Genomic DNA, 14,686 nt, shown 5'->3' with positions numbered 1-14,686 from the left:
GTTGAGGATACGTGTAAAAAGTTGCTACAGAACTTTGCTGCGATCAGCTCGGATACGTTTGACAATCTCACCGACAACACTGCGGCTAGCTTTTCCTGCTACCTTCTCATGAATTTTCCGCACGCTGAGATCAGTCGATGCTGCCAGCTGTTCAATTTCATCGATGACATAGTGTGGGAGTGATGGCCGACCCAGATGCTTGCCGCGAGATTTGGCAGCTTGCATGCCGGCAGTAACGCGCTCGCTGATCAAGGATGATTCAAGTTCGGCCATGGCGCTGATGATGGTGAACATGGCTTTGCCCATGGGACTCGCCATATCGATCTGATCCTGGACGCTGATAAAGCGGATGCCAAGATGATTGAACTCCTCAAGGGCTGTCGGGAGATGCTTGGTCGAACGGGCAAAGCGATCGAACTTCCAGACCAGAACATTGTCGATCTCTAGGTTGCGCGTACTGGTCATTAGAGCATTGAGTTGTGGCCGACCTTCGCGGCGGCCTGACACCGCGACGTCAAGATATTCGCCCACGATAATAAGACCGGCCCGTTCCGCATAATCGCGCAAGCCATCATGTTGCAGGTCGGGGTTCTGATCCGCGGTTGAGACACGCAGGTAAAGCGCCGTGCGCATTTTCTGCGGCAGGATGACGCGGAGATTCCGTCCTGAAATGTGTTCCTTAGCGGACACTGAATCGCTATGCCCTAACCCATTCAAATCATTCATTTTACAAATCCCATTCGGCGCAGCCTTTTCCGGACACCCAAATGACAGCCATAGACCGTACCGCCTATCCGCGCCCTGCAGCGCGGCCGACCTTTGACGAGTTGACGTCGCGATATGCGCTCTCTGAAACTGAACGTGATTTTATCGGTATCTCTGCCCGCAATGATGCGGGACGACTGACCTTGGCAACGATGCTGAAGGTGCGGGGGGATATCGGGTACTTTCCGATACTGTCCGATGTCCATGCTTATATTGTAGAATATCTGGCATCGCAGCTTGCCTTCCAAAAGCCCGTCGCGTTGCTGGATGAAGCACGACGAAAGACGACGCTTTATCATTACAGGATTGCCGTCCGCGATCACATCAACGCCACTGCCTATGGTGATATAGGTGAAGCACTCGTCAAAGATACCGTCCTTTTCGCTGCCAAAACCATGAGTGACCCGGCCGATCTCATCAATCGCGCCATTGAAGCACTGAAGGAAGCCAAGATAGATCTGCCTGCTTTCAGCACTCTGGACCGTCTGGTCAACCATCTGCGGGCGGAAGTGCATGAGCAGATTTATGATCAGGTCGCACAGAACCTCACGGTCGTGGACATGGCGGCGCTGGATAACTTGTTGGTTGTCCCGCCTGATATGATAACGACACCGTTCAATCGGCTCAAACAAGCACCTAGACCCACGACGTTTGCGGCGATCAAACTGTGGGCTGATCGGCTTCGATGGTTGGATAGCCTGATCAGTCGAGATACAATTCTGAAGGACATTGCCCACACCAAACAGCGCCAATTCGCAAGCGAAGCCGCCACGCTTGAGGTGAGTGACCTTCTGGATATCGTTCAGCTTGGTAAACGACACACCTTGTTGCTCTGTCTGATCCGGCAAACGCGGGCCCGATGCCGCGATGAGCTGATTGAGATGTTCATCCGCCGCGTCAGGCGTACAAGGGCTGCGGCGAAAGAAAAGCTCGAAGAATTGCACGACCAGCATCGTCCAATGGAAGAAGCACTTATCGCCATCCTTGGAAGCATTGTCGAGACTGCAACGGAATATGACACCGACGCCGAGTTCGGCAGTAACATCCGGCGTCTTCTGGAAGATCGCGGCGGTGTCGAAGCTTTGGCCGAACAATGCCAAACCGTGACTGCATACCATAACGGCAACGATTTGCCGTTGCTCTGGCCTATCCATGCCAACACGCGCAGTGCTCTTTTCCAATTGCTGGACCTGATGGATATAGGATCGGCGACACAAGATCAGAGCTTGCTGCAGGCTTTGATGGTCATAAAAGAACATCGAGCGGCCCGTCGGGATAAACTCACCGGACCGATCGATCTGAGTTTTGCTTCGAAACGGTGGCAGAATTTCATTGTCAAAAACCGTTCGGGCAAAAGAACCTATGATCGCCGCGCCCTTGAGGTTTGCGTCTTCATCTATTTGGCGGATGCCCTGCAGGCAGGTGATCTCTACGTAGTCGGCGCTGAAAGCTACGACGATTACCGCACGCAACTCCTGCCTTGGTCCGAATGCCAGAAGCGGCTGCCTGCTTATTGCGAAAATCTTTCCATACCGCAGAGCGGAGAGGCTTTTGCCGCCATGATGAAGGAACAATTGACGAAATTGGCAGCAGAAGTTGACGCGGCCTTTCCAACCAACTCCCAGTTGTCTATCGATGCCAAGGGCACACCCCATCTGAAGAAGTTGCCTGCAGCCAAACAACTTGCCGGTCAGAAAGCATTTGTGGATGAAATCCGTAAGCGCATGCCCGAACGGCACCTGCTTGATATCCTCAAATACACAGAACACTGGTCTCGATATACACGCCATTTCGGGCCGCCATCTGGTGCTGATACCAAGATGGCTCACGCTGTCCGGCGTTATCTGTTTACTGTCTTCGGTTACGGCTGCAATCTTGGTCCAAGCCAGGCGGCAAAGCACGCTTCCGATATCGCTTCGGCACAAGCACTGCGGCGGATCAATGCCCAGCACATCGATGCCGGCAAACTCGAGGCTGCGATGAGCGATGTCATTGGTGAATATGCCCGCTTTGCGCTGCCAAAGGTCTGGGGTGCCGGAGATGCCGCCATTGCTGACGGCACGCACGTGCCGCTGCGCGAGAACAATCTTCTAGGATCCACCCATATTCGTTACGGCGGCTATGGTGGTATTGCCTACCATCACATTGCCAACAACTATATCGCCCTGTTTACCAGTTTCATTTCCTGCGGCGTCTGGGAGGCTGTTCACATTCTCGACGGTCTCTTGAAAAACAATTCTGATATCCAGCCAGATACGTTGCATGCCGACACACAAGGTCAAAGCGAACCCGTGTTCGGTTTGGCCAGGCTGCTTGGTATCATGCTGATGCCGCGCATCCGCAACTGGCATGATGTTGCGTTTTGCCGACCGGACAAATCCATCCGCTACCGCCACATCGATACACTCTTCACTGCGGATATCGATTGGAAGCTGATCATCACGCATTGGCAGGACATGATGCAGGTGGTTCTTTCCATTCAGGCGGGGCTGGTCTTACCATCGATGCTATTGCGAAAGCTTGGATCGTACAATCGCAAAAACCGCCTGTGCCGTGCCTTCAGCGAGCTTGGTCGCGTCGAGCGCACCCTGTTCCTGCTGCGCTATATCTCCGACCCAGAGACTCGGCACACCATTCGTGCCGAAACGACCAAAATCGAGTCCTACAATGATTTCCTCGACTGGATTACGTTCGGCGGACCAGTTATCAAAAGCGGCGATCCGGTCGAACAGGAAAAACAACTCAAATATGCCAGCCTCATCGCCAACACGATCATGTTATCCAATGTCACTGACTTGACCGAGGTAATGGCTGATATGGCTGTAGACGGCCATCCCGTCACGCCGGAACTCGCAGCATCCATAAGCCCTTATTCGCGAGAGCACATTCGCCGCTTTGGTAAACTCACTCTCGATATGGATGAAGTCCCACCGCCACTGAATCCAAAGCCGTTGCCATTTGAATTATCCGTGTAGCAACTTTTTACACGTATCCTCAACCTACCCCGTGTAAGCGCGATTGACGCCGAATTCGCCGCCATTGATGCGCTGGCCCGATCCCACGCGGCAACCGAGAATGCAAATCGGCCCCGCCGTGCGATGCCTCGGAAAAATCCGCTGCTCTACAACCTCGACTGGGACGAGGATGGAACGGCTGGAAGAATGGCGTACATATTTAAACAACTGCCGGCGACGTCGATAAGCTGATTATGGAATCAGGCCGTTGGCGGGATGAGCGAGCTACGCATTGCGTTATCCGTTTCTTCTGATTCGGCGTGTCCGCTAGGACGCTAGTGGTCGCTGATTGTGCGCCTATGCCGCGAGATTGGCCACGCTTGAAAAAGTTAGTTCTCTTACAGCGTAGCCACCAGCTAACTTTATTTCGATCCTCGTCATCGCCCTGACCCAAGTCTTAAGACTGCGGCTCCTACAGTCTTTAGTGGTAATTAAGCTGATAAATTTAAAGACAAGTTTCAATCGCCGGTCTACGATATCACAGATTCGGGGTTGCATGCGGGATACTGAGAGAAATGAGCCAATTTAGCTTCGCAGATCTTTTCTCCGGTTGCGGTGGCCTTTCCCTTGGTCTTGCAATGGCTGGCCTTTCGGGTCGTTTCGCAATTGAGCGCGACCCCATGGCTTTTGAGACCTTCGCCGCCAACTTCCTCGGCAACCACTGCCCTGCGGGTGCATTCGAATGGCCAGCGTGGCTTGAGAGGAAAGCTTGGGCGATTGACGACTTGCTTGAGTGCCATAAGGCTGACCTTAAGCGCCTCAAGGGATCGGTCGACGTGCTTGCGGGCGGACCTCCATGCCAAGGTTTTAGTTTTGCAGGCAGGCGACAAGAAGACGATCCCCGCAATCTCCTATTCGAGAAGTACGTGGAGGTAGTAAAGGCCATTCGGCCCAAGCTGCTCGTGCTCGAAAACGTCCCCGGGATGAAAGTCCTGCATCACCGCGGCAAGGTCATCGACCTGCTCCAGGGCCACGACGAACCTCGTCGCCAGTCGTTCTACGAGCGGCTCGTTGCGAGTCTCGAGGCGGCGGGCTATGCGATGGAGGGGAAATTGGTGGATGCGGTTGGCTTCGGGGTTCCCCAACGGCGCTCGAGGCTGATCGCGATGGGTATCCGAAAGGACTTGGTGCGCCTTGTAGATGGCGGGCCATCTCGCGCATTCGCCTTGCTCCAACAGGCGGGAATGGAGCAGCTTCGCGAACTGGGGCTGAAACGACCAGTCAGCGCTGAGCAGGCGATATCGGATCTCGCGATTTCGACCTCGTCGCTTGTCGACTGCGACGATCCAGCGTCCCGCGGTGGATTTCACGAAGTTGCCTATGGTGGCCCGCGCACGCGCTATCAACGGCTCATGCATGCAGATTGCCTCGCCGGGATGGATAGCATGCGGCTCGCGCGGCACCGCGACGACGTGCGACAGCGTTTCCAACATATCATCTCGCAATGCCGCAAGGGTGTGAGAATGGACGACGCCACCCGTAGTTCGTATGGACTCAAGAAGCATCGAATCTTTCCAATGTCCGCCACAGACCCGGCGCCGACGGTCACGACGCTGCCCGACGATATCCTCCATTATTCGGAACCGCGGATCTTAACCGTTCGGGAATCCGCTCGCCTCCAATCCTTTCCGGATTGGTTCGAGTTCAAGGGCAAGTACACGACGGGGGGTGACCGCCGAACCAAGGAGTGCCCGCGCTACACCCAAGTGGGAAACGCCGTTCCACCGTTGATGGCGCGCGCGATTGGAAAGGCATTGCACGCGTTGCTCGTCGAAATTGCAGCAGCAACGGCAGGCTCGGCGGGAGTCCATGCCCAAGTGTCCGTTGCAGCAACGGCCTAGTTGGGGAATGTCATGACCGAGGTGGGTTCTAGCGCGCCATTTCCCGCAAGATTGCTGGACTGGGCAGGACACAAGGCAGGCGGCGTCAGGCGCCTGTTCGACGAGGAAAGCGGTCGCCCGGGGGCTGTCGTGTTCAAGACAAACTTGCTCGATCGCCTCGCGGAATGGACAGTCGATTACGCCCGCGGCGTAAAGGGAACCCCACGGATCATCTTGCTCGTAGGCGGTCCCGGCAATGGCAAGACGGAGGCGATCGAATCGACGGTCCGGTGGCTCGATGGTGCACTCGGTCTTAACTCCGGCCTTGTCGACCTCCTGCGCCAAGCCTTTTCTCCCTCGGATGGTCTGGTCCCACGCGTGGTCAAGATAGATCTTGACACGCTGCCAAGCGCCGCCGCGCGGGGATTCTTATCGATTGTCCAGGATGCATCGGTGGTCACGGATGGCACTCGTGCTGCCTCCCAGATGTTGCTGGATGAATTGTCGAGCGCCACCCGCGCGGGCGGCGCATATCTATGCTGCGTGAACCGCGGGGTGCTGGACGACGCGCTGATCGAGGCCATAGACACCGGCGACGAAAACGCACGCAGACTTCTCGAGGCGGTCGCGCGTGCCGTCGGCCTGTTCCCGAACGCACCCCCGTGTTGGCCCCTACCCGGTTTCCCGGACGTCGCCGTATGGCCAATGGATGTCGGTCACTGCTCGTCGCCCCGGCCAAGGGTGGGCCATCGCCTGCATCGGCGCTCTTCGAGATTGCGCTGGACCCGGCGAAGTGGGCGGCCACCGATGCCTGTGCGGCGGGGCCGGCTTGCCCATTTTGTCACAGTCGCCGGCTCCTTTCCCATGAGCGCGAGCTATCGTCCGTGCTCAAGATCCTGCGATGGCACGAAGTCGCCAGTGGAAAGCGATGGAGTTTCCGTGACCTTTTTTCCGTCATTTCGTACCTTCTCGCCGGCAACCATGGCTCTGCCATTGATGAAGGCATTGATCCGTGTCGATGGGCGGCCCGATTGGTCGAGCAAGATGATATCGCGCGGCGCGGGGGGAAAGTATCGCGGCAAACCTCCTCCGCCTTGTTCCAACTCGTTGCGGCGCAGTACCAGCATGCCCTGTTCCATCGTTTCGACCGAGAGGCGGGCCCGTCCCTGTTGCGCGACCTCAAGGAGCTTGGGCTTGCCGACCACAACACCGCCATGGGCCTCCATTGGTTTCTCGCCTCTCGGCGCATAAAGTACTTGCCAGCCATGATCGCGCCCTCGCTTGAGGGGGTGGTCGACATAATGGACCCTGCGCTTGCAAATCCCGATACGGAAGTGCGAGCGACGCAGCGGACGATTTGGTGGCTTCGCGACATCGACGCGCGGTTCAGTCGATCCGTCGCGGAGGGGCTTGACTACGTGCGCAAGGCGCAGGTGTTGTCGAGGACTGAACTGGAGCTTCTTGAGCGCCTAGCGGCGCTCGATACGCTTTTGTCAAGCAGTGCCATCCGGAGGAAGCGGCCGCAGGCCGCCAGCCGCGTCCAGCGGCTCGCCCGGGACTTTGCATGCCGCCTCGTGCGCAGGACCTTGGGAACGCGGACCGCGACCGTCCTGGACGCGGGTATCCTTGCCGATTTCCAGGCGGTCGTCGAAGACGATGCAGGAAGCGACCTTTACGACGTTGCGCGCGAGGTCGAGAAGCTCCTGAACACCAACCAGGATTTCGAGATTTCGCTGACGACGACGTTTGGCCAGCCACTCCCACCCCCAATGCAAAGGGCGACGCTGGTCGTGCCGGCTCGGCAGGTCAAGCCCCTCGACGAGGATCCCGTGGCGCGTCCCCGCAATCCAATCGCATTCCTGCAAGTGGGAACGGGCAAGTCATCCCAGCCCATCGCCTTGACCTATGACTTGTTCAAGGCCGTGAGGGAGCTTGAACGCGGCATGTCCATCGCATCCTTGCCGCGCACGGTGCTAGCATTGCTCGATACCGCCAAGGCTAGGCTTTCCGGGCCCATCGTGCGCGATCGCGACATCCTAGACCGGGCAATCATCCGCATCGGGTCGGGCGGGGTGGTGGTCGAGGAGCGGCGAAGGGGATTTGCCGCCCGCCGCGAGGGACCTAGCCGATGACGCTTGCAAAGTTTCGCGAGGATCCTTGGAAGACGTCGCATCGTGCCTATTCCGGATCCCCTCTCGCCATGGCGCCGGCCCCCGAATATGCGAGCTCGGAGGTCATCCTATCGTCCCTCTACCGAGTTTCTGGTTTTCCAGGGGTGGCGGAAAGTAGGGTACCCCAGAATGGCCGTGACCTCGACAGGGAAATACAGAAGTTTCGCAATCGCCGGCGCGACCGCGATGGCGCTGCCCTGGACCCTGACTCCTTCCACATGATGCTGCATTCGGCGCTTGAGAGCCCCAAGCTTCCAAACCAGTCGTCGAAGCGCTTCTTGCAGATCACGCCACTTGTCCCGCAAGCGGTGGTTTTCTCCGGCTCTGCACGGCTGGCGGGCAACCCCTGGTCAGCGGGCACCCTCGTGCGCCGGATGATCTGGCTGGGATCGCCAAGCCACGAGGCCGCGCAGCAAAACTGGAAGAATCTTTTCCGCGCATTGTCGGTCGCGCGTGACGACGACATCTTTGCCCGTTTCCTCGAGCAGGAAATGACCGCGTGGGGCCCCACTGCGACGTGGGGCCAGGAGGATGTCGATGAATTGGCATCCATGGCCCCCGAGGATCGCGTTGGGCTTGCCTATCCTGCACGCCAATTCACCCATGACCTGACCGCGATTATCGGCGCAAAGGGATCCATGACGCGACGGCAATGGACGAGCCTACTGGAATCGATATTGCGGATTGGTACGGTCTCGCACGTCGTGTGGTTGTCGGAGTTGCACGGTCGTATGTGGTCTTGCTTGCGGCAAGCGATTTCGGGTGCTGGCCCCCGCACGGAATCCGAGGCACGCTCGGCCTTATTCCCGAAGGCTTTTTCCTATCTTTCCTACGGCGATCGCGCATTGCCGACTATCAAGGACCGCGCATCGGCCTTTCTCCAGGCAAGGCTTGGGATCAACGCGGTCCTCTGGGGCCTCGAGGAAATAGGACACCCAATTGCCTCATTAGGGAGTGCAGTCCAGCTTCTGGCGCTTTGCGACGCGGCGAGGGCGCGTTCCAGTGAGCTTCGCGCACTAGACGTGCTCGCGATTGTGGACGAAGTACAAGAGCGGGAGAATCGGGCAATCCTTTGTCGCAAGGGGATCGGCTCGAACATTATGGAGTTCGCGCGGCATGTCCTCGGCCAGCGACAAGCTGCAAGCGATATATTGCGCGGATACGACCAAGGCTACGTGCTTCGGAAGAAAAGTTCCGCAAGCTCGAGCCCATGGGTCGTCGCGCTTGGGCCCGTCGCAGTCCTGGCACTTGTCCATTGCTCCTTGTCCGGGACGTCGGGTCCACGATCGGTGAGGCGGCTTTCCCAGCACCTCCAGCAATATGGGATCTCCGTCGACCACCGGGATATCCCGGATAACGATCTGGGCCACCAGCTAAGGATGCTCGGCCTAGTCCTCGACAGCCCCGACGCGGAAAGCGGCATGCTTCTCGTCTCGCCGTTCCCGGAAGCTCGCCCATGAACCAACTTGCCGCCGCCCTCGCTTCCATCGTGATGGCCAGGATCGACCAACTCGCGTCCAACGCCACCGGCGAGGTCCGGCTGATATTCCATGGCCCGCCCCTGGAGATCCTGGAGGAAACGTTTTCCATCGTGGTGGAGGCCCAAGGAAGCGGGGCTCCCCTCGTGCCGGTCATGCTGCAAGTGCCAGCCCTTCCCGACGGGCAGGCAAACCCGCCGATCGGAGTTTCAGGGCGTTGCGACCAGACCCACCTGCTTAACCTGCGCAACTCGCCGTTCAAGCCAAGCTACATCGCCTTGGTGCCACCCGGGCACCATAGCAACAAGTCCGTGTCCAGCACGACGGACGAATTCGGGATGTTGTCGGCCAACAATGGCGGCAACGTTGCCTTCGAGGACTGGTGGGCCGACGAGTTTCTCCAGGAGCTGGTATCCGGCGGCCTGAGGCATTCCGGTCTCTCGGACGCAGCGCGCGACGCGGGCTTGGCGCTCGTGGCACACGCTTCAGCGGCCGCGGACGAGGTCGACGAAGAACGGACGCAGAGGGCGGCGGCCTGGCGCATCGTGTCGCGGCTCTACTCAGCAGGTCCAAGTGGCGATGGGCTGTCTCCAGCGACCAAGGTTAGCCTCGCCTGCGGCGTGCCGCCGATGCGCGAGGGCGGAATTTCCCCGCGGGACCAGCTCGTCGCCCTTGACAAGATCGCCGATGCGCTCGGCGAGGGGTTCAATTCCGGGGTGGCAAGGGCGCAAGACGGAGCAACCGACGCGGAGGCCGCATGGCTCGGCGACTTTCTCTCCAGCCTTAAGGCGGCTTGCGACCGGCCCACTGCATTCGAGCGAGCACCAGCGGCCTATTACGGGCCTAGCAGGGGGCTGAGGCTTCAGGACACTACCCCGTCGTGGTGGCTGTCGCTGACGGTCGAGAAGTGGACCGAGCTGCTCGACGAAGACGCAACGGCGACCGGCGACATAAGCATGGTTTGCTCCAACGGGATTATACCACTTGGCAAGGGCATGCCAGTGCTCGTCGAATCCGAGGTCGCCCTCCAATTCGAAACCGCAGGCCCCGACGCCTCGGATGCCTTGGTGACGATCGAGCGTACGCCGGGTGGTCCCCAAGGCAAGCAAGTTGGCCAGGTGCGGGCAGACAGCAATCGCGCCTTCGTGGATCACCTGCCTCCCCAGCACCGCACGCCGATGCGATACGTCGCATCGGCCGAGCACTTCAAGCCGGGTGCCATCAAGATTGTCTCGCTGGCCACTTGGTCCCCGGGGATATTCGTGGCCTGCCGGCTCGCCACCAAGCTCTCACCTCCCAAGCGTCGCAAGGGCAAGGGTTCTCCGGAATTCGAGGCTAGCTTGCAACTTCCCGGAGCAGGCAGGTACGAGCTGCTGGTCTTCTGCTCGCCTCAAGTCGAACTTGGCGACGAGGCCGCGGGCAATCCAGACGACGCAGCCGAGCGCGGGGATGCCTCGGCGACGCTACCAGTCCGACAGGTTCGCCCCCGGCAATTCCAGATCGAAGTCGAAGTCGATGGAAACTACCAGCTTGACCTAGCGTTCGAACGCCGGGACACAGATGGCTCCATGGCCCAGGAAACCTGCAGGGTCTTCCTGTCGATCGAGGAGACCGAGCAAAATGGTTGCCGAAGCGAGTTCGAGCGGCTAATCCGTGCCAACCGCCGGGCGATCCAGCCATCAGAGGCGCGCGCGATCGTGCAACTCAATCGGAACGCGCGCGCGTCGAGCCTCCAGGACTGGATGTTGTCGGCAGACCTTGCCTCGCTCTCCTATGTGCCAACCGTCATGGCCGAGGACTACGTCGATTGCTGGGTGCAACCGAGCTGGAGCGAGCAACACGGCCCCATCTTCTCTAATGGGAGGTTCATAAAAGATCCACGGCCGATGGCGACCGAATTCAGTCCTCCGGACGGATTCGTCGAGGCCCGCGAAGCCCTTGCCGCGCGCATCCGGGGTGGTGGCGACGAGACCGGGCTCGTCGAATCGGCCCCACTCGGAAAGTGGCTCGCGGCCGACGATGGCTTCCGCGAACTCGTCGAGCGCTATCTCGGCTGCTACCAGTCCTGGCTTGCAGCGGAACCGGATGTTGCCTGCTGGGTCGATGTCGTTGCAGTTACGTCCCTCCAACAGGACGGTCGCACGCTTGCACGGGTTCCCGACGCAATCTTGCTTTCGCCACTCCATCCGCTCCGGATAGCTTGGCAGGCCGCGGCGCAGCGCGTTCTCGTCGAAGCCGACGAGGCAGAAAAGCCGTGTCCCGCCGCAAGCGTCCTCGATCCGGATTGCATCCCCGACATCCTGCAAATGGCACTCCGCTCTGCCTCGGGAATCGACCATGTTGATTTCGTCGCGGTCGAGAATGGGACTGACTATTGGTCGGTCCTCTGGAACGGCCAGCAACTTCGCAACCTGGCAAGCCGCTCGCGGCAAGCGCCGTTCGGCCCTGGGTTTGGTATTTCGGTTGGCGGAATTTCGGTAGGCTTCAGCGCGGCGCAGGTTAGCCGCGCGCTCGACGACGTGACCGACCTACTGGCGGCCAAGCCCGTCGTCGGGATATCGGTGACAAGCGCCGGCGGGACTACCGACGCCTGCAACGAAGGGCTCATTGGTTGGTGCTCCGATCGCTACTTGGGGGCAGAAAGCCGGCCCCCTCGCCAATCGACGGGCGTTCGACTCGTCAACGTCTATGACGATCGAGACGTGGCCGCTCGCCCGGACGCCGCTCGAATTGCCAATCTCTCGGAGGACACCGGCAATAGGGTGCGCTGGTTCGACGGCCAACCCGCCGGCGTGATCCCCGACCTTGGGATTATCGCACAGCTCGACATGTCGGAACCGGAAGCAGGCCGTGTCGACAACAAGACGCCGCTCGGTCATGCCGCGTTGGTGAGGCATCGCGTGCGGCGGCAGTTGCCTGGTGCTTTCATCAGTGAATCCCGGCAGGGATCGCCCGGTGCCGCGTCTGGAGACCTGCTGGCAGACAAGATTTCCAACTGCGTCGCAACGATGGAGAACCTTGGCGCGGTCCGCACCGGACTAAGCTTCGCACCGAACGTGAACGCCATCCATGATATGCTGGAACGGCGCAAGTCGGATTTCGTGGCCGTGTCGTCCTCGGCCATCGATCCTGCTTGCTTCCTTGGGGGATGGCTGGAAGGCGCCTATCTATGGGACTACGACCTGCCTTCATATTCGCACAGGGCTGGCGACACGAATGGATACTATCTCCTTTCGCGCGTGAAGGATGCCGATCGAGAGGCACTTTCGAAAGCGCTCGCGCGATTGCCTGGTTGCGGCGGCATGGAGCCGGCAAGCGTCCACGAGGTCTTGCTAGAAGTTGCGCGCCGCGGCATCCCGACGATTAGGGGATTGGCCGGCGACGACTCAGGTGCCACGGGCGACCTTGGCCTTTTCCTCGCGGTACGCTTGCTGCAGGATAGGTTTCGTAAAAGCGGCGATGGCCATAGCCTTCTCCCGGTGATCGGTGGAACCGCGGAGGACGCCGAACTTGCGATCATCGTCCCGGTCGATCCGTTCAGGGGATACCTGTCCGATCTTGGCCGGACCCTGAGAAAGGGTAAGGAGACCTCACTGTCGCGGCCCGACCTCCTGGTGGTCGGCGTCAGGATTTCGGGGGATGTCGTCCGCATTCACCTGACACCTGTCGAGGTAAAGTGCCGCCCCGGCTCAACGTTCCCCGCGACCGAGGTTGCCGATGCACTTGACCAAGCGAGGAACATGTCCCGGCTACTGTCGTCTATGCGACCGCATGAAGGGCAGCCTCGCTTGTGGTCGCTGGCGTTCCAGCACTTACTTTTGTCCTTCACAGGGTTCGGCATGAGGGTCTATAGCCAGCATCCAGACGTCGTCGACCAAGGGCAATGGTCGTCGTTCCACGAACGGATCGCGGCGGCGGTCCTCGCCGAAGAGTGCCCGGTAACCATCGATCCAAACGGGCGCCTCGTCGTCATCGATGAAAGCGCTAGGAGCAGTGCTGGCGACCGCGACGGCGATGGCTTCGATGAAACGATCGTCATTGGCGCCGAGGATGCGGGCAGGATCGTTGCCGGGGATCCGGCCGCATTCTATGATAGCGTCCGGCTGAAGCTTGGGAATTGGTCGCTCCTGCCACCGGTCGTCGACGGGGTGCGTAGCGCCATCGGGGACGCTGGCAACGACGAGGCGAAGTCGGGAAGCCGCGTAGCCGGGAGTGCGATGCCGGTCGGAGAGGCGGAACCGGTAGCCGACGTCCCTACTTCGCGGGGCACGACCCCGGTTGATGTCGCGGCGACGGGTGAGGAGGGCATCGTGCTTGCCTTGGGGCGCACGGTCGATGGCTTCACGTCCCGTGAGTTGAGCCTTAACATTGCCGACACCCGCCTCAACCATCTCAACATGGGGGTAGTCGGCGATCTTGGTACGGGCAAGACACAGCTCCTTAAGTCGCTCATCTTGCAGATTTCCGCGGCTGCCGAAACGAACCGCGGGGTACGGCCCCGTTTCCTGATCTTCGATTACAAGCGCGACTACAGCAGTGCCGACTTCGTCGAGGCCACCGGCGCACGCGTCGTAAGGCCCGAGCGATTGCCGATAAATCTCTTCGATACGAGCACGATGGAGCCGACGACCGCCCCGTGGCTACACAGGTATCGCTTCTTTGCGGACGTATTGGACAAGATCTACTCGGGTATCGGCCCGGTCCAGCGTGACAAGCTCAAGAGGGCGATCCGTTCGGCCTACGAGGCATCGCTGCCTGGCCAGCCACCGACGCTCTACGATGTCCACGCAGCCTATGCCGAGATGCTCGACGGGAAGTCTGATTCAATCATGGCGATCATCGACGATCTAGTTGACATGGAGGTATTCGCGCGAAGCACTCGCGACACTGTCCCTCTGGACGAGTTCCTTGATGGCGTGGTCGTCGTTTCGCTCGATGCGCTCGGGCAGGACGACAGGAGCAAGAACATGCTCGTCGCTGTCATGCTGAACCTGTTCTACGAGAACATGCTCCGTACCCAGAAGCGTCCGTTTATCGGGACAGATCCACAACTGCGCGCGATCGATTCATACCTTCTCGTCGACGAAGCCGACAACATCATGCGCTATGAGTTTGACGTCCTCCGCAAGCTTCTGCTGCAGGGACGAGAGTTTGGCACGGGGATCATCCTTGCGTCGCAATATCTTCGACACTTCAAGGTGAATTCGACCGACTACCGCGATCCACTGCTCACTTGGTTCATCCACAAGGTGCCCAACGTCACGCCGGCCGAGCTCTCGGCGCTTGGCTTGACGGGGTCGGTTGCCGAGCTTGCCGAACGCGTGAAGTCACTCCAAAACCATCAATGCCTGTACAAGTCGTTCGACGTGCCCGGCGAGGTCATCCGAGGATTGCCATTTTTCGAGTTTATCAGAGAAAGAAATTAGCAAGGAGGATTC

The 14,686-nt window shown here is 59.4% G+C and carries 6 protein-coding genes; 5 read left to right on the top strand and 1 reads right to left on the bottom strand.

What is annotated here, in order from left to right; all coding sequences use genetic code 11:
• Positions 1-24 precede the first annotated feature (24 nt).
• The gene (locus FHW17_RS19545; protein WP_113095715.1) at positions 25-726 is read right to left on the bottom strand and encodes a recombinase family protein; all 702 of its coding nucleotides are present in this window, start codon (positions 724-726) and stop codon (positions 25-27) included.
• A gap of 41 nt (positions 727-767) precedes the next feature.
• Here FHW17_RS19545 and FHW17_RS19540 point away from each other — a divergent pair, with 41 nt between their 5' ends.
• From FHW17_RS19540 to FHW17_RS19520, 5 genes are all read left to right on the top strand, one after another.
• Positions 768-3,740 (top strand): Tn3 family transposase, encoded by a 2,973-nt coding sequence (locus FHW17_RS19540; protein WP_182510623.1) that lies wholly within the window; start codon positions 768-770, stop codon positions 3,738-3,740.
• 554 nt (positions 3,741-4,294) lie between these two features.
• Positions 4,295-5,620 carry a DNA cytosine methyltransferase gene (locus FHW17_RS19535; protein WP_182510622.1) on the top strand — a complete coding sequence of 442 codons (1,326 nt, stop codon included), beginning with the start codon at positions 4,295-4,297 and terminating at the stop codon, positions 5,618-5,620.
• A gap of 677 nt (positions 5,621-6,297) precedes the next feature.
• On the top strand, positions 6,298-7,731 hold the full coding sequence (locus FHW17_RS19530; protein WP_246706919.1) for a hypothetical protein: 1,434 nt from the start codon (positions 6,298-6,300) through the stop codon (positions 7,729-7,731).
• Positions 7,728-9,230, top strand: coding sequence for a hypothetical protein (locus tag FHW17_RS19525; RefSeq protein ID WP_182510621.1), 1,503 nt, complete (start codon positions 7,728-7,730; stop codon positions 9,228-9,230). Before FHW17_RS19530 ends, FHW17_RS19525 begins: the two co-directional genes overlap by 4 nt.
• Positions 9,227-14,674, top strand: coding sequence for an ATP-binding protein (locus FHW17_RS19520; RefSeq protein ID WP_182510620.1), 5,448 nt, complete (start codon positions 9,227-9,229; stop codon positions 14,672-14,674). The genes FHW17_RS19525 and FHW17_RS19520 overlap by 4 nt, the downstream gene beginning before the upstream one ends.
• Positions 14,675-14,686 lie beyond the last annotated feature (12 nt).

The organism is Phyllobacterium sp. P30BS-XVII (assembly GCF_014138335.1).
Lineage (GTDB): Bacteria > Pseudomonadota > Alphaproteobacteria > Rhizobiales > Rhizobiaceae > Phyllobacterium > Phyllobacterium meliloti.
This window is presented reverse-complemented; position numbering and strand designations above follow the sequence as displayed.

Coding starts and splice junctions, on each gene's coding strand:
- FHW17_RS19545 (WP_113095715.1), bottom strand. CDS start 726: ATGAATGATTTGAATGGGTTAGGGCATAGCGATTCAGTGTCCGCTAAG.
- FHW17_RS19540 (WP_182510623.1), top strand. CDS start 768: ATGACAGCCATAGACCGTACCGCCTATCCGCGCCCTGCAGCGCGGCCG.
- FHW17_RS19535 (WP_182510622.1), top strand. CDS start 4,295: ATGAGCCAATTTAGCTTCGCAGATCTTTTCTCCGGTTGCGGTGGCCTT.
- FHW17_RS19530 (WP_246706919.1), top strand. CDS start 6,298: ATGGCCAATGGATGTCGGTCACTGCTCGTCGCCCCGGCCAAGGGTGGG.
- FHW17_RS19525 (WP_182510621.1), top strand. CDS start 7,728: ATGACGCTTGCAAAGTTTCGCGAGGATCCTTGGAAGACGTCGCATCGT.
- FHW17_RS19520 (WP_182510620.1), top strand. CDS start 9,227: ATGAACCAACTTGCCGCCGCCCTCGCTTCCATCGTGATGGCCAGGATC.